Origin of the sequence: Bacillus sp. JKS001846, from assembly GCF_900176455.1 — a bacterium.
In the GTDB taxonomy this organism is placed as follows: domain Bacteria; phylum Bacillota; class Bacilli; order Bacillales; family Bacillaceae_G; genus Bacillus_A; species Bacillus_A cereus.
The window spans coordinates 4,128,670-4,145,054 of record NZ_FWYG01000001.1 but is presented as its reverse complement, the minus strand read 5'-3'; the positions used below and the strand labels follow the sequence as shown (position 1 = coordinate 4,145,054).

The following is a 16,385-nucleotide window of genomic DNA, read 5'->3' as shown; positions in this document are numbered from 1 at the left end:
AAAGGACTAGACAAATTTCCTTGTAATAAATGGGTATATATAACAAACGGCTTTCTCTCTTTTCTCATACTGTAAAGTGTAATCAGATTTTTTTAACGAGAGAGGAGAGAAAAAACTATGCATCATTGTCATCCTTGCTTTGGAGGGCATAAGCCTACAGGACCTATTTGTACGACTGCTCCTGTCATTCATCCGACGAAACAATGCGTAACACACTCTTTTTCAACAACGGTGGTGCCACACATTTTCCCAACACATACAACACATGTACATCATCAACAAATTAAAAACCAAAACTTCTTCCCACAAACAAATTCAAATGTAAATGTTGTGGACCCAATCGACCCAGGATTCGGTGGCGGATGTGGACCGTGTGGTCATGGACATCATGGACATCATGGACATCACGTATCACCATTTGGTCCAGGACCAAATGTATCTCCGTTTGGACCAAACGTATCACCATTCGGACCGAATATTGGACCAAACGTATCACCATTCGGTCCAAATATCGGACCAAACGTTGGTGGAATGTTTAAAAAGTAAATGATATGTTAGAACTAGCGAAATGCTAGTTCTTTTTTTGTAATTGGAGTGTTGATATGAAAGTTATTGCAGTAACAGGATATAAGCCATTTGAACTTGGAATATTTAAAAATGATCATCCAGGGGTGGAGTGTATAAAGAAAGCGTTACACCGTAAATTAACCAATTTTGTAGAAGATGGTTTAGAGTGGGTTATAATAAGTGGCCAATTAGGTGTAGAATTATGGGCTGCCGAAGTTGTTTTTGAAATTCAAGTAGAATATCCAGATTTAAAATTAGCGGTATTCACTCCGTTTTTAGAACAAGAAGAAAATTGGAAAGAAGATAATCGTGAATATTACGAATTTATTCTTTCTCAAGCAGACCATGTTGATAGTATCACGAAACGGAAGTATGAAAGCCCAGAGCAATTTAAATTAAAAAATCAATTTTTTATTGAAAAAAGTGATGCGCTTTTAGCGGTATACGATGAAGAAAAACCAGGAAGTCCCAAATATATTGTAGAATCAGCAAAGAAAAAAGGAGAAATAGAAAATTATCACAGTTATTTCATTCTTTTTTCTGATTTACAAGATATAATAGAAGAGGAACAGTGGAATAATGCAGAGTAATATGTAATATAGTACTCGTATATATGATTGACAAAAAGCATTGTTTCTGAAAAAATTTAGTTAATGAAAGTTTTGGTAAAAATTTGAGGTGAAGAAAATGATTTCGGATAAAATTAAATTAACAGCGAAAGATATTTTAGAAAAAGAATTTAAAACAGGTATGAGAGGTTATCAGCAAGAAGAAGTAGACAAGTTTCTTGATATGATCATTAAAGACTATGAAGCTTTCCACAAAGAGTTTGAGCAATTAAAGCAACAAAATGCTCGTTTAAAGCGTGAATTAGAGGAACAAAAACTAGCAGTAACGCAAGTTCCACAACAACCTGTACAAACACCAGTTGCACAACCAGTTTATAACAACACGAATACGGATATTTTAAAACGCTTATCTAACTTAGAAAAAGCTGTATTTGGAAGTAAGTTATACGAATGATGTAAGGTGGGAAAAGGTTTAAGCATTTTACATAGAAAAAAACGTTGCAAAATCTTTTTATTTCCACTATACTAATGGATGTCATAACGTTTGGGTAATCGCTGCAACGCCAACGTTGTAGAGGAAAGTCCATGCTCGCACGGCCTGAGATGGCTGTAGTGTTCGTGCCTAGCCAATTCATAAGCTAGGGTATTCTGGCTGTAAGGCTGGTTTAACGGCAGGGAAAAAACCTAAGTCCTTTCGGATATGGTTTGACTACCTTTAAAGTGCCACAGTGACGAAGTCCTTGAAGAAATGATAGGAGTGGAACGAGGTAAACCCCACGAGCGAGAAACCCAAATAATGGTAGGGGAATCTTTTCCAAGGAAATGAACGACGGGAAAGGACAGGTTTTATAACCTGTAGATAGATGATTGCCACCGGAGTACGAGGCGTGGGCCGTTTGTAGTACAAAGGAACAGAACATGGCTTACAGAACGTTATGAACCAACTATGAAATAACTCAGCTCTCCTTTGTTAGAGGAGGGCTTTTTATTTGTATGAAGTTATAAAGTATGAGTTAAAATGGTTAATGAGAAAATTTTTCGTAAAATGTAATGATTAATAGGACCAATTGCTATTAATTATTGTTTGAATATACATAAGAGGTGAATGCAAATGGGAAAAGTTACTTTAATTGCAACAGCGGCAATGGGTATTGAAGCGTTAGTTGCCCGAGAAGTTCGCGATCTTGGTTATGAATGTCAAGTAGAAAACAGCAAAGTAACATTTGAAGCAGATGAAAAGGCGATTTGTCGCACGAATTTATGGTTACGTACTGCGGACCGTGTAAAAATTAAAGTTGGCGAATTTAAAGCAACAACATTTGATGAGCTATTTGAAAAAACGAAAGCATTAAACTGGGGAGATTATATTCCAGAGAATGGCGAATTCCCTGTTATCGGAAAATCTTTAAAATCTGAATTATTCAGTGTTTCGGATTGCCAACGTATCGTTAAAAAAGCTGTCGTTGAAAAATTAAAAACAACATATAAACGTACAACTTGGTTTGAAGAAGATGGTCCGTTATTCCGTATCGAGATTGCAATGCTAAAGGATATTGCAACATTAACAATTGATGCGAGCGGTGTTGGACTTCATAAACGTGGATACCGTATGGATCAAGGGGAAGCTCCGTTAAAAGAAACATTAGCTGCGTCTTTAATTAAATTAACAAACTGGAAGCCAGATCGTCCATTTGTTGATCCATTCTGTGGATCAGGTACAATTCCGATTGAAGCAGCATTAATTGGACAAAACATTGCACCAGGATTTAACCGTGGTTTCGCATCTGACGAGTGGGGCTGGGTAGGTAAACAAAACTGGCGTGAAGCTCGTCAAGAAGCTGAAGATTTAGCGAACTATGATCAACGATTACAAATCATTGGATCCGATATTGATCATCGTATGATTCGAGTTGCTCAAGATAACGCAGAAGAAGTAGGCTTGGGCGATTTAATTACATTTAAACAAATGCAAGTAAAAGATTTCACAACAAAAGAGGATTATGGCTACGTTGTAACGAATCCTCCATACGGAGAACGTTTAAGTGAAAAAGCACTTGTTGAACAATTGTACAAAGAAATGGGACAAGTATTCCGCCCATTAGATACATGGTCAGCGTATGTATTAACAAGCTACGAAGCATTTGAGAAGTGTTACGGAAAAGAAGCGTCGAAGAAGCGTAAGCTGTTTAACGGATTTATCCGTACAGATTACTACCAATACTTCGGAAAACGTCCACCGCGTAATTCATAGTATAAAACTCCTCCAGCGCGCATATACTGGCTATTATGTAATGCGTAAAGGAGGAAGTGATATGGATAATTTCCAATTATCAATGATTCAAAAAGCTATTCACCGTACGTATGATGAGCTCGGAAAAGAAGTGGATAGTCAAGGTGCGATTGTAGATGAAATACAAAAAGCACAAGAAGAATATTTGTCAGCTCTTTCACATGAAACAGCGATTGATAAACGGTATTTAAAGTCATTAATATAGAAGAAAATTTTCCTTTTTCGAAAGGAAAATTTTTTTTCGTGAATTTCTATGTATTGCAACAGGGGAAAGTGGCTGCACCCATATGCGTAGCAGTTGCTATTATCTTTTTATAGAAAAACTTTTTGGTTGGAGGCTAAGGATGTTTACTGAGAAGAGATTACCATTTGAAGTAGGAAAACAAGATAATTTTTATGATAAGTTGAATGAGTGGATTGGAGATGTGTTTTACGACATCCTTCCGGAAAAAGGCTTTGAAGAGCGTGATGAACAAATTTTTATGGCGTTTCAGTTAGAACGCGCTTTCCAAGAAAAGAAAGTTATGTTCGCAGAAGCTGGTGTAGGAACAGGGAAAACAATTGTATATCTTCTATATGCAATTTGTTACGCGCGTTATACTGGGAAGCCAGCTATTATTGCTTGTGCAGATGAAACGTTAATTGAGCAGCTTGTGAAAGAAGAAGGGGACATTGCTAAGTTATCTGAAGCATTAGGGCTATCTGTTGATGTAAGGCTTGCAAAATCAATGGATAATTATTTATGCTTACGTAAACTTGAAGATGTTATGAGTGGACGAGCTCCAGAAGTAATTGAAGACGTATATTACGAGTTACCACAGTTTGTATTCGATCATGGTACAATGCAAAACTTTACTCACTATGGTGACAGAAAAGAATTTCCACTTTTAAATGACGAAGAATGGTCAAAAGTAAATTGGGATTACTTCCAAGATTGCTTTACTTGTGATTCTCGTCATCGTTGTGGACAAACTCTTTCTCGTGAACATTATCGTAAAGCAGCAGATTTAATTATTTGTTCTCAAGATTTCTATATGGATCATATTTGGACGTACGATGCTCGTAAGCGTGAAGGGCAAATTCCGTTATTACCAGAAAGTAGCTGTGTTGTATTCGATGAAGGACATCTTGTAGAATATGCAGCTCAAAAAGCTTTAACATACCGTTTAAAGCAAACGATGATGGAGCAACTTTTAACAAGATTGTTGCAAAACGATATTCGTGAGGAGTTTGCACATTTAGTAGAAGAAACAATTTGGCAAACAGAGCGATTCTTTGATGTGTTACAAGAAAACAAAAAAGAAATTGCTGGTTCTGATCGTTTAGAAATTACTGTGACAGAAAAAGTAACAGCTGAAGCGAAACGACTTTATGCAAAAATCGGTGAAGTTGGAGATGCATTAGTATTCGAAAGTGAAATGCATACAGTAAACACGTATGATTTAAATATTGTTGATGAGCATTTAGATGTATTAGAACATTCACTTCGTCTGTTCATGCATGAGAAAAATGTAATTACTTGGGGTGAAGAAGGTGATGGAGCCTTCACGTTAGTAATTATGCCACGTGCAGTTGAAGAAGTGTTACAAGAGAAAGTATTCTCAAAGAAAATCCCGTATATCTTCTCGTCTGCTACATTATCTAATAACGATTCATTCGCGTTTACAGCGAATAGCTTAGGGGTAAAAGATTACTTATCATTCTCAGTTGCCTCACCGTTTGATTATGAGGAGCAAATGGCAGTAAACTTACTATCGCATACGAAAGAAAATGAATGGGAAAGAAAGTGTCAATATACACTTGAAAATATACAAAAAACAAATGGACGTACACTTGTATTATTCCGTACAACGCAAGAACTTGCAGCGTTTAAAGAATATGTAAGTAAAGAACAAATGTCAGTTCCGTTCCTATATGAAGGGGATCAAGAAATTAGTCAGCTCGTTTCTCGCTTCCAAAATGAAGAAGAGACTGTACTTTGTGCCGTTCATTTATGGGAAGGTTTAGACATTCCTGGTTCATCATTATCACATGTTATCATTTGGTCATTACCATTCCCTCCAAACGATCCTGTGTTTGAAGCGAAGCGTAAACATGTGAATGACCCGTTCTGGGATGTAGATGTACCATATATGATTTTACGTCTTCGTCAAGGGATTGGTCGTTTAATTCGTACGAGCGACGATAAAGGTGCTATATCAATCTTCTTATCTGATACAGAAGATGAGAAAGTGGTAGAAGCGGTGAAAAACGTACTACCGGTAGAAGGTAAAGAATTATAAGGAGAAAGCTTGGCGCTTGCCAAGCTTTTTTTCTATTATAAAAGGAATTTAGATTTCCGTGTCGAATTAAGTTTGAGGTAGAAAAGGGAGGTTTTTATACGATGACAGTAGCTACATATGAAGTAGAAAAACAATTTTTAACATATGTGAAGAAGATACAAAATTACGGAGAAGCATTAAGTTTAATGTTTTGGGACTTAAGAACAGGGGCGCCTAAAAAAGGTGTTGATCAACGTTCAGAAGTAATTGGTATGCTTTCATCCGAAGTGTTTGCTATGTCGACTTCAGATGAGATGGGAAATTATTTAACAGAGCTTGAAGCTTTAATAAGTGAAGACAAACTTTCTGAAACGACGAAGAAAATGGTTGAAGAGTGTCGGAAAGAATATGATAGAAATAAAAAAATTCCACAAGCGGAATATGAAGCGTATGTGAAATTAGAAGCGAAAGCGGAAAGTGTGTGGGAAGAAGCTCGTGAAAAATCTGATTTCGAAATGTTCCGCCCGTACTTAGAAAAAATTGTTGAATTTAAAAAGAAATTTATTACATATTGGGGTTACGAAACATATAAATACAATACATTATTAGACATGTATGAGCCAGGTATTACAGTAGAAGTTTTAGATCACGTATTTGGTCAACTTCGTGAGCGCATCGTGCCGCTTGTAAAAGAAATCTCTGAGTCTAAAAAAGGATTAAAAACAAGTGCTTTATCGGAAAATTTTTCAAAAGAAAAACAAAAGAACTTTACATTAGAACTATTAAAGCAATTGAATTATGACTTTGAAGCAGGCCGTCTTGATGAAACAGTACATCCATTCGAGATTACATTAAATAGAGGGGATGTTCGTATTACGACACGCTATGACGAAAAGGATTTCCGCATGGCTGTGTTTGGAACAATTCATGAATGTGGTCATGCTGTATATGAACAAAATATTTCAGAGAAATTTGAAGGTACACCGTTATGTAGTGGAACATCTATGGGTATTCATGAGTCACAATCGTTATTCTTTGAGAACTTTATCGGCCGTAATAAATCATTCTGGAAGAAAAATTATGATTTATTAAAAGAGTATAGCAATGGTCAATTTGATGATATGTCAGTCGATGAATTTTATGATGCAATTAACGAATCGAAGCCGTCATTCATTCGTATAGAAGCAGATGAGCTTACATACCCGCTTCATGTTATGGTGCGTTATGAATTAGAGAAAGAATTATTTGATGGTACATTACAAGTGAAGGACTTACCAGCAGCTTGGAATGATAAGATGGAAGCATATTTAGGAATTCGTCCGGAAAATGATGCGCAAGGTGTATTGCAAGATGTTCACTGGGCTGGTGGCTCATTTGGATACTTCCCATCTTATGCGCTTGGTTACATGTATGCAGCGCAATTTAAGCAAAGAATGTTAAAAGACATTCCGAACTTTGATGCATTATTAGAAGAAGGAAACGTAACACCAATTCGTGAATGGTTAACAGAACATATTCACCAATATGGTAAAACGAAAAAGCCACTTGAAATTTTAGAAGATGTAACAGGCGAAGGGTTAAATGCAAATTACTTAGCAGATTATTTAGAAGTGAAGTATAAAGAAATTTATGAGTTATAAAAAAGAGCTGCTTACTTGCAGCTTTTTTTTATAGGGGGATAGAAGATGGTTTATACATATACAGTAATGACGCAAGAAGAGGCGGAAGAGATTGCATATAACTGGCATTATAAAGGGGAATATTCCTTTTACGATATAGAGGCAGATGAAGAAGATTTAGCTGAGTTTTTAGAGGATGAGAGTAGAGGGAATCATGTATTTTCTGTGAAAGAAAATGGTACTCTCATTGGGTTCTTTACGGTTTGTAAAATAAATAATGGAACGGTTGAGATAGGACTTGGAATGAGACCTGATATAACTGGCAATGGATTTGGTTTACAGTTCGTGAATGCTGGACTAGCTTTTAGCAAAGAAAAATACGGATGCAAATATATAACACTATCAGTAGCGACATTTAATGAGAGAGCGATAAAAGTGTATAAAAGGGCGGGATTTGAAGCGGTTGGAACGTTTATACAGAAAACAAATGGTGGTTGTTTTGAGTTCTTGAAAATGAACTATATATGTAAACGTGATTAAAAAACAGAGGGATCTTCTGTTTTTTTATTTTGATTTAGAAATATATGATACATATTTTTTACTTTTTGTAATTGAGAGTTTTGAAATTTTGGTAGAGGGTGTGTATGATAGAAGTTTAGTAGCAAATAGTAGGTTTAGCAAGGAAGGGTAGAGGTAGTATGATTACAATTAAAACGAAAAATGAAATAGATTTGATGCATGAATCTGGAAAATTACTTGCTTCATGTCATAAAGAAATTGCGAAAATGATAAAGCCAGGTATAACGACACAAGAGATTGATACGTTTGTTGAAATGTATTTAAAAAAGCATGGTGCCACATCTGAACAGAAAGGTTACAACGGGTATCCATATGCGATATGTGCATCTGTAAACGATGAAATGTGTCATGCGTTTCCGGCCGATGTTCCTTTAACTGAGGGTAATATTGTAACAATTGACACGGTAGTAAACTTAAATGGGGGTCTTTCAGATTCTGCTTGGACGTATAGAGTTGGAAAAGTTTCTGATGAAGCAGAAAAGTTGTTGTTAGTAGCTGAGAATGCTTTGTATAAAGGGATTGATCAGGCGGTAATTGGTAATCATGTAGGAGACATTGGCTATGCAATTGAAAGTTATGTAACAAATGAAGGTTTTTCTGTCGCAAGAGACTTTACGGGACATGGGATTGGTAAAGAGATTCATGAAGAACCAGCAATTTTTCATTTTGGGAAACAAGGACAAGGACCTCAGTTACAAGAAGGAATGGTAATTACAATTGAACCGATTGTAAATATAGGTATGCGATATTCTAAAGTAGATTTAAATGGGTGGACTGTACGAACGATGGACGGGAAATTATCAGCTCAATATGAGCATACAATTGCGATTACAAAAGATGGGCCAATCATTTTAACGAAGTTGTAATTGGGAATGAAAGAGTTTGCAAAACTCGAACAAAGATAGTGGTTTTTAAAAATTTGTACGTGTTTTTTTGATAAATGCTTTTCAAAGCATAAAAAGTACGTTATAATCCTTCTATAAAATAAATAGTTAGCTACACTCATATAATCGCGGGGATATGGCCTGCAAGTTTCTACCGAAGTACCGTAAATACTTTGACTATGAGTGAGGACGAATATAATTGCTTGTTTAGCATTCTTTTTTTGCGAAACTCCAAAAGCGCGTCTCTCACTTGTAACGAGTGGTGGCGGCTTTTGGAGTTTTTTTATTGCATAAGAGGGGGAACAAACATGAAAGTATTACAAGAAAAGATTTTGAACGAAGGAAAGGTTTTATCTGGTGACGTATTAAAGGTAGATGCTTTTTTAAATCATCAAATTGATCCAGTACTTATGCAAGAAATCGGAAAAGAATTTGCTAAACGTTTTAAAGAAGAGAACATTACAAAAATCGTGACGATTGAATCTTCAGGCATTGCACCATCGGTTATGGCTGCATTAGAGCTTGGTGTAAAAGTAATTTTTGCACGAAAACGTAAATCGTTAACGTTACAAGATAATATGTACGTTGCAAACGTATATTCATTTACAAAACAAGAAACAAATGAAATTTCATTATCTCGAAATCATATCGATGAAAATGATCGTGTATTAATCATCGATGACTTTTTAGCAAACGGTCAGGCTGCTTTAGGTTTAATGAGTTTAGTAGAGCAAGCCGGAGCGAGTATTGCAGGAATTGGAATTGTTATTGAAAAAGCATTTCAAGATGGAGGAAAGAAGCTTCGTGAACAAGGCGTTCGTGTTGAATCACTAGCAGAAATTGCATCACTTGATAACGGCACAGTTACATTTGTACAGCAAGAAACTGCGGAGGTGAAATAAACGATGAAGCAGCATCCATTTAAAATTGCATCGCTTGGTATGCAGCATATGCTTGCAATGTATGCTGGAGCAATTATCGTTCCGCTTATTGTGGGCGGTGGACTTGGTTTGAATCAAAAAGAGTTAACATATTTAGTCTCAATTGATTTATTAATGTGCGGCGTTGCGACAATTTTACAAGCACTATCAAATCGCTTTTTCGGTATTGGGCTTCCAGTTGTGCTTGGTTGTACATTTACAGCGGTTGGACCGATGATTGCGATTGGAAAACAATACGGTGTGTCTTCAATTTATGGAGCAATTATTGCTGCTGGGTTATTCGTTGTTATTTTTGCGAAATTATTTGGAAAACTTGTAAAACTGTTTCCACCTGTTGTAACAGGATCTGTCGTTACAGTAATTGGAGTTACACTTGTTCCAGCGGCAATTAATGATATGGCTGGAGGAGTAGGAAGTAAAGATTTCGGTAGTCTTGAAAATTTAGCATTAGCATTTGGTGTGTTACTATTTATCATCATTATGTATCGTTTCTTCGACGGATTTATTCGTTCAATCTCTATTTTGCTAGGTTTATTGTTCGGTACTATCGTTGCAGCGTTTATGGGGAAAGTAAGTTTGCAAGCGGTTGGAGAGGCGGATTGGTTCCACGGTATTCAACCATTTTACTTCGGTACACCAACATTTGAATTAACACCAATTATTACGATGATTTTAGTTGCTTGCGTAGGGATTGTAGAAGCAACGGGTGTATACTTTGCATTATCTGATATTTGCAATAAAAAAATCGGTGAAAAAGAATTAACAAAAGGCTATCGCGCAGAAGGATTAGCGATGGTGTTAGGTGGCATTTTCAACGCGTTCCCATATACAACATACTCTCAAAACGTAGGACTTGTTCAATTAACTGGAGTAAGAAATCGCGTTATTATTTATACTTGCGGTGGTATGTTAATCGTACTTGGTTTCATTCCTAAAATCGCAGCTATTACAACAATTATCCCAAAATCAGTACTGGGCGGTGCGATGTTAGCGATGTTCGGTATGGTTATGGCATATGGTATTAAAATGTTAAGTAGCGTTGATTTTGGTAAACAAGAAAACTTATTAATCGTTGCATGTTCTGTCGGAATTGGGCTTGGCGTAACAGTCGTTCCTACATTATTTTCACAACTTCCAGAAAATATTCGTATTTTAACAGATAACGGAATTGTACTTGGAAGTGCGTCAGCAGTACTTTTAAATATCGTATTTAATATGGTGCCGCAGCGCAAAGTGAAAGTAGAAGAAGAGCCAGTATCTATGCAAAGTGCAGTAAGAGAAGCGTGAAAAAGCAAGGTCTCGTTATGAGACCTTGCTTTTCTTTTTAAGTGGCATTATTTTCCCGTACGTACCAAGACGCCAAATGTACTCAAGTGGCCCGTATTGGTAATGTGAAAGCCACCAGCGGCTAATAAAGATTTGTAACGTGTAGAAACTAATGCAGAATATTGGTCCAACCCATAATGGAGCAGGATAATAATTTTTAAGGAATAGACCAAATACAAGTAATGTAACAATTGTATGCGAGATGTAATTTGTTAATGCCATTCGTCCAACGTATTGGAATGGACGTAATAACGTTTGCCATTTTTCTTTTTGTAATAAACGCATTAGCGTGAAAATGTAGAATATGAATAACGTTTTTCCGCTAAACATTGTAAAGACCTGCATATAAATTGGTTCATAAAATGGTTTTGATAAGAAGTAACGGACCATGAAGAACCACATTGGTAATGTTAAAAGGAACATAATAATTTGCCATTTTTTAAGTTTTGGATCTAACTCTTTCGTGCGGCGGAAAATATCCTTTTTGCCGGCGTATAAACCAAGCAAAAATAGCCCAACTGTTTCTGGAAGCATAAGTAAATTTAATCCAATTCCATCAGCGTAAAATGCATGGAAACGATTTTGTATTTGTGACAGCCAGTCTTCTAATGGCATGATAGGTAAGGAAAAACCTAGCTCTTCCTTTGGTACCAATGCAACCGTAATACCAGCCATTAGCATAATGAATTGAAAAATACTCAATAAAACGATAGCCCATATTAAAATAGTACGAGGTTCTCTCTTATAAAATAAAAATAAGAAAAATCCAGCAATCGCATAAGTATGTAAAATGTCACCGTCCCATAAAAGAACGTAATGTAAGAAACCGAATAATAATAAAATAAGTAAGCGGCGAACAAACAAAGTTTTTGGGCGGTCGGTTTTCGCCTCAGCACGACTCATAAAAATATAAAAACCTAATCCGAATAAAAACGAAAAAATTGTATAAAATTTCGTTTGAATAAACATATCGTAAAATAGGCGAATATAGCTGTCTATCCCTTCGTAAATTCCTGAAAGATCACGTGAGTCAACCCCGGCGATAACAGGCCAATTCACAAGAAAAATACCTAGTACAGCTATTCCTCTAATAATATCGATGGAGTGTATCCTCTCGCCATGTGTGAGATTTTGCGTCATTTTTTTCCTCCTTGTTAAGTAATTCCCTTTTATTATACAAAATGTAAGATGGAGGGGATAGGCGATATTTCCATTTTTTTAAACTGTTAAGTTATGTAGGATAAGATATAATAAGAGTGCACAATAAGTTTTACCCTTTTTCAAAACAGGCAGTAAAGCTCCTTCTTATAAGGAGCTTTCTTTATGAAAAGTGTTGATAATGATTCTCTTTAATGATAAAATATATTTAAAATTGATAATCATTATCAAAAAAGGTTGGTGTGTAAGTATGGTATATACATTAGTAGCAGGTACAGTCGCTGTATATGCAGTTATTGCGAAGTATGTTTTAAATGGAGTAGGAACAGCAAAATGAGTGATATGACATAAAATCCCTTTCATTTGTAAAAAGAATGAAAGGGATTTTTTATTTTTAATGAGAATATGCTGAAAATTTAGTATGATAGTAAAGTGAAACTATAATCAATGGGTAGGTGTAACTCTCACTGGTTATGAGCTCGCAAATAGCGGGGAAAAGTATATACATCTTGGATAAAGGGGAACAAGGGGATGACAAACATAGTACAGACAAACGGTATGAAAAAACTTGTTTGTTTTTATGAAGAGTGGCAAAAACACGGCGATGCAGAGAATAGTTTAAAGTTGTTTGAGGTGATTCAAAAATATAAACAAGAACAGCTTATGATAGCGTTCTGTGGTCACTTCTCTGCAGGGAAATCAACGATGATGAATCATCTATATAAAGCGCAGTTGTTACCAACAAGTCCAATTCCGACAAGCGCTAACGTTGTCAAAATTGAAAAAGGAATGGATCGTGTTGTTGTAACGGTTAAATCTGGAGAACAGTACGAGTATGACGGTGCATATTCAGCTGAAGAATTAAAACAAATTTGTAAAGATGGTGATGAGGTAATTGGTGTTCACATTTATCGGAATGATGCGCCAATTCCTGAAGGTGTTATGTTAGTAGATACACCAGGGATTGACTCAACAGATGATGCCCATCAATTAGCGACAGAATCAACGCTACATCTAGCAGACGTAATTTTTTATATGATGGATTATAATCACGTCCAATCGGAAGTGAATTTGCAATTTGTTAAAGAATTGAAACAACGTAATAAAACGGTTTATCTCGTTGTCAATCAAATAGATAAACATAAAGAAAATGAATTGTCGTTTGAGAATTATAAAGATAGTGTAAAGCAATCGTTCTCTAACTGGGATATTGAAGTAGATGGAGTATATTATACGTCATTACGAATGATGAACCATCCACATAATGAAATTGGAAGCTTAGAAACGTTAATTACTTCTATTATGAAAGAAAAAGAGCAGTATGTAAGGACTGGAATGGAGCGAGAAACAGAATATTTAATGGGGGAACATTTCTCGTTTATTGTTTCTGAAAATGAAAAAGCTCTTTTGAAATATGAGGAAGAGTTAGCATCACCACTTTCTATTTCAGAGGTAGTTGAAAAGAAGGAAGAGTTAACGGAAGCGAAAAATCGTGAGGCAAGTAAAGAATCTCATGTGAGAAATGAATTTATAAAAGGCCTACAAGCTATATTAGATAACGCGTATTTAATGCCATTTGAAATGAGAGAATTGGCAAATGCGTACTTAGAAACGAAATTAACAAAGTTTAAAGTCGGTTTGCTATTTGCGAAAGGAAAGACGGAGCAAGAAAAACAAAGGCGTGTAGAGGCGTTTTATTCTGCCCTTCAAAAGACTGTTGAAACGCAGCTTGATTTTCATGTGAAGGAATTTATTGTAGCCTTCTTAAAAGAAGAAGGATTGTTCACGGAGGAAATTGGGAAAGACATATATGGGTTAGAAATTGCTTTCGGACCAGAAATGTTGGCTGAGGTAATTAAACAAGGCGCAGGTTTCACAGGTGATTACTTACTTCTTTATACAGCGGATGTAGCGAATGAACTAAAGAAGCGTTATTTTATAAAAGCACAGCAAATTTTTGATAAAAGTGCGGTCGTTTTAAAGCAAAAGGTGAGGGAAGCAGTTGCTCGTATTGAAGAAGAGATTGAAACATATACGATGTTGCAAACGGCGAAAGAAACACAATTACAATACAATAACAATTTGGTGGCATATGAAGACTATTTACGAAATGTTTGGCACGATCATATTGCTACGCCTGAAGGTTTGCAAATAGATGAGATATTGCAAAGGGAAAAGCAAATTGTTAGTGAGAAATTTACACTACAAGAGCAGGAAATCGTAAACGATAACGTAGCGATTCATGAAGAAGAGCTGAAAGGAACGGCGGCTTTAAATATTCAGCGGATATTAGAGAAAGTGAAAAAAGCTGAAACGATATTAGAGCCATTGCCAGCGCTGAAACATGTACAGCAAGAGGTAATAGAGAAAAGAAGACGTGTAGAAACAAAACAATTTACAGTAGCGTTATTCGGGGCATTTAGTGCTGGAAAATCATCGTTTGCCAATGCCTTACTCGGTGAGAAAGTACTTCCTGTATCACCAAACCCGACGACGGCAACGATTAATCAAATTTTGCCGGTTACAGAGGAAAAACCACATGGAACAGTAATTGTTCAGTTTAAATCAAAGCAAGCGTTATTAGAAGATATGAAAGCTGTTTATAAGCTGTTTCATTATGAGATTGCTACGTTAGATGAAGCGTTAGCACAAATTGATAACGTTATGAAATATCCTTCACCAACTGGGAAGCAAAAAACAACATTTAGCTTTTTACGAGCGGTACAAAAAGGGTATGATGCAGTTTCTACTTATTTAGGAGAACAAGTACAAGTTACATTAGAAGAGTTCTCTGATTATGTAGCGAATGAAGAGAAATCATGCTTCGTTGAGTATATGGAACTTTATTATGATTGTGCTTTAACAAGGCAGGGAGTAGCGCTTGTAGACACACCTGGAGCGGATTCTATCAATGCTCGCCATACGGATGTTGCATTCCAGTATATTAAAAACGCAGATGCTATTTTATTTGTAACATATTATAACCATGTATTCTCTCGTGCTGACCGTGAATTTTTAATTCAGCTTGGTCGTGTAAAGGATACTTTTGCCCTTGATAAAATGTTCTTCTTAATTAATGCGGCGGATTTAGCAGAGTCTGAAGAAGAACTTGAAATGGTAAAAGGTTATATCGCAGATCAGCTACTACAATACGGTATTAGAAATCCGCGTTTATTTGCAATTTCAAGTTTATGTGCACTTGAAGAGAAACAAGGAAAGAATGTTGAAAAAGAGAAGTATGGTATTTTACAAAACTCTGGGATTACTAAGTTTGAGGAATCATTTACGTCCTTTATGATGAGAGATTTAATGCTTGTTTCTGTGCATGCTCTATATGGTGCGTTGCAAGGGGCAGATCAGCTTTTAGTAAACATGATAAAGGGTGCAAAGCAGGGGAATGAAGAGAAAGAGAAGCAAACGAAAAAATATGAAGCAGAGCGTGATCAACTACTTCATATCATTTCTTCATATAGTGTACTTGCTGAAGAACAGGCGATGCAAAATGAAGTGAAAGAGTTGCTTTATTACGTGCAACAGCGTCTATTCCTCCGCTATAATGATGTGTTTACTGAATTTATTAATCCGGCATCACTTCGAACGGATGGAAATGTGAAAACACAATTGCAACAGTGTGTTATGGAATTAGTAGCATTTATTCAGCATGATTTATTACAAGAAATGCGTGCGACATCATTACGCCTTGAAAAATGGATAGACGAAGCGATGAAGCGTGCAAAGGATGAAATTGTAGTGAACTGTAAAGTAGAAAATGAATCAATTTCTATGAATGGAACAGTGGAGTATGAATACAAAGATATTACACATAAAGAACCGTTCCCTTCAGTTGAAATAAAAGATTTCAAAAAAGCACTGGCACATTTTAAAAATGAGAAAAGCTTTTTTGAAAAGAATGACAAGGTTTTTATGCAAGAAGACGCTAAATCTGTATTAGAACCGCTCGTATCAAACTATGTAGCTGATGAAAAACATTTATTTGTTCATCATTATAAGCAAGAGTGGGATATGAAGTGGAATTTATTCGAAAAAGTGATGCAGCAAGATGTGATGAACTATTATGAAAGTATATTGTTTGCATTGGCTGAAACGATCGATGTATCTCTATATGAACAAAGTAAAGAACAATTGCAAAAGCAGTTAGTAGAGATTGAAAAAGAAATTTATGTTATATAG

Annotated in this window: 14 protein-coding genes, 1 other RNA gene and 1 riboswitch; of the genes, 14 read left to right on the top strand and 1 reads right to left on the bottom strand. The window is 35.9% G+C overall.

Going from position 1 to position 16,385, the window contains the following annotated elements; all coding sequences use genetic code 11:
* Nucleotides 1-117: 117 nt before the first annotated feature.
* From B9A45_RS22020 to pbuX, 12 genes are all read left to right on the top strand, one after another.
* On the top strand, nt 118-546 hold the full coding sequence (locus B9A45_RS22020) for a CotD family spore coat protein (protein WP_000546268.1): 429 nt from the start codon (nt 118-120) through the stop codon (nt 544-546).
* A gap of 56 nt (nt 547-602) precedes the next feature.
* Entirely contained in the window at nt 603-1,157 is a 555-nt protein-coding gene (locus B9A45_RS22015) for an SLOG family protein (protein ID WP_016109668.1), read from the top strand.
* Nucleotides 1,158-1,254: 97 nt separating this feature from the next.
* Complete coding sequence (gpsB, locus tag B9A45_RS22010; protein ID WP_000622431.1) at nt 1,255-1,590, top strand: cell division regulator GpsB; 336 nt, start codon at nt 1,255-1,257, stop codon at nt 1,588-1,590.
* Between the two features lie 86 nt (nt 1,591-1,676).
* Nucleotides 1,677-2,067, top strand: an RNA gene (rnpB, locus tag B9A45_RS22005) — RNase P RNA component class B.
* Nucleotides 2,068-2,247: 180 nt separating this feature from the next.
* A complete protein-coding gene (locus tag B9A45_RS22000; RefSeq protein ID WP_000521225.1) occupies nt 2,248-3,387 on the top strand; it encodes a THUMP domain-containing class I SAM-dependent RNA methyltransferase in 1,140 nt (379 codons plus the stop codon).
* A 61-nt stretch (nt 3,388-3,448) separates the two neighbouring features.
* Nucleotides 3,449-3,631, top strand: coding sequence for a DUF3921 domain-containing protein (locus B9A45_RS21995; RefSeq protein WP_000368570.1), 183 nt, complete (start codon nt 3,449-3,451; stop codon nt 3,629-3,631).
* A gap of 139 nt (nt 3,632-3,770) precedes the next feature.
* The gene (locus B9A45_RS21990; RefSeq protein ID WP_000493699.1) at nt 3,771-5,708 is read left to right on the top strand and encodes an ATP-dependent DNA helicase; all 1,938 of its coding nucleotides are present in this window, start codon (nt 3,771-3,773) and stop codon (nt 5,706-5,708) included.
* Between the two features lie 101 nt (nt 5,709-5,809).
* Nucleotides 5,810-7,327: a carboxypeptidase gene (gene ypwA, locus B9A45_RS21985; protein ID WP_016109669.1), complete on the top strand. Its 1,518-nt coding sequence runs from the start codon at nt 5,810-5,812 to the stop codon at nt 7,325-7,327.
* Between the two features lie 45 nt (nt 7,328-7,372).
* Entirely contained in the window at nt 7,373-7,846 is a 474-nt protein-coding gene (locus tag B9A45_RS21980) for a GNAT family N-acetyltransferase (protein WP_016109670.1), read from the top strand.
* Nucleotides 7,847-8,004: 158 nt separating this feature from the next.
* A complete protein-coding gene (locus B9A45_RS21975) occupies nt 8,005-8,751 on the top strand; it encodes a type I methionyl aminopeptidase (protein WP_000628415.1) in 747 nt (248 codons plus the stop codon).
* A 116-nt stretch (nt 8,752-8,867) separates the two neighbouring features.
* A riboswitch (purine riboswitch) is annotated at nt 8,868-8,969 on the top strand.
* Between the two features lie 108 nt (nt 8,970-9,077).
* A complete protein-coding gene (locus tag B9A45_RS21970) occupies nt 9,078-9,671 on the top strand; it encodes a xanthine phosphoribosyltransferase (protein ID WP_000866496.1) in 594 nt (197 codons plus the stop codon).
* Nucleotides 9,672-9,674: 3 nt separating this feature from the next.
* On the top strand, nt 9,675-10,997 hold the full coding sequence (pbuX, locus tag B9A45_RS21965) for a xanthine permease PbuX (RefSeq protein ID WP_058839595.1): 1,323 nt from the start codon (nt 9,675-9,677) through the stop codon (nt 10,995-10,997).
* 15 nt (nt 10,998-11,012) lie between these two features.
* On the opposite strand, the gene B9A45_RS21960 is transcribed toward pbuX, so the two are convergent.
* On the bottom strand, nt 11,013-12,176 hold the full coding sequence (locus B9A45_RS21960; protein ID WP_000193171.1) for a DUF418 domain-containing protein: 1,164 nt from the start codon (nt 12,174-12,176) through the stop codon (nt 11,013-11,015).
* Between the two features lie 190 nt (nt 12,177-12,366).
* Between B9A45_RS21960 and B9A45_RS32275 the strand changes: the two genes are divergently transcribed.
* Nucleotides 12,367-12,531: a hypothetical protein gene (locus tag B9A45_RS32275; RefSeq protein ID WP_002100871.1), complete on the top strand. Its 165-nt coding sequence runs from the start codon at nt 12,367-12,369 to the stop codon at nt 12,529-12,531.
* Nucleotides 12,532-12,725: 194 nt separating this feature from the next.
* Complete coding sequence (locus B9A45_RS21950; protein ID WP_084065079.1) at nt 12,726-16,385, top strand: dynamin family protein; 3,660 nt, start codon at nt 12,726-12,728, stop codon at nt 16,383-16,385.

What these genes read in the sequence shown, in the direction of transcription:
- ypwA (WP_016109669.1), top strand. Translation starts at nt 5,810, where the DNA reads ATGACAGTAGCTACATATGAAGTAGAAAAACAATTTTTAACATATGTG.
- B9A45_RS22015 (WP_016109668.1), top strand. Translation starts at nt 603, where the DNA reads ATGAAAGTTATTGCAGTAACAGGATATAAGCCATTTGAACTTGGAATA.
- B9A45_RS21975 (WP_000628415.1), top strand. Translation starts at nt 8,005, where the DNA reads ATGATTACAATTAAAACGAAAAATGAAATAGATTTGATGCATGAATCT.
- B9A45_RS21950 (WP_084065079.1), top strand. Translation starts at nt 12,726, where the DNA reads ATGACAAACATAGTACAGACAAACGGTATGAAAAAACTTGTTTGTTTT.
- B9A45_RS21980 (WP_016109670.1), top strand. Translation starts at nt 7,373, where the DNA reads ATGGTTTATACATATACAGTAATGACGCAAGAAGAGGCGGAAGAGATT.
- B9A45_RS21995 (WP_000368570.1), top strand. Translation starts at nt 3,449, where the DNA reads ATGGATAATTTCCAATTATCAATGATTCAAAAAGCTATTCACCGTACG.
- B9A45_RS21990 (WP_000493699.1), top strand. Translation starts at nt 3,771, where the DNA reads ATGTTTACTGAGAAGAGATTACCATTTGAAGTAGGAAAACAAGATAAT.
- B9A45_RS21960 (WP_000193171.1), bottom strand. Translation starts at nt 12,176, where the DNA reads ATGACGCAAAATCTCACACATGGCGAGAGGATACACTCCATCGATATT.
- pbuX (WP_058839595.1), top strand. Translation starts at nt 9,675, where the DNA reads ATGAAGCAGCATCCATTTAAAATTGCATCGCTTGGTATGCAGCATATG.
- B9A45_RS22000 (WP_000521225.1), top strand. Translation starts at nt 2,248, where the DNA reads ATGGGAAAAGTTACTTTAATTGCAACAGCGGCAATGGGTATTGAAGCG.
- B9A45_RS22020 (WP_000546268.1), top strand. Translation starts at nt 118, where the DNA reads ATGCATCATTGTCATCCTTGCTTTGGAGGGCATAAGCCTACAGGACCT.
- gpsB (WP_000622431.1), top strand. Translation starts at nt 1,255, where the DNA reads ATGATTTCGGATAAAATTAAATTAACAGCGAAAGATATTTTAGAAAAA.
- B9A45_RS21970 (WP_000866496.1), top strand. Translation starts at nt 9,078, where the DNA reads ATGAAAGTATTACAAGAAAAGATTTTGAACGAAGGAAAGGTTTTATCT.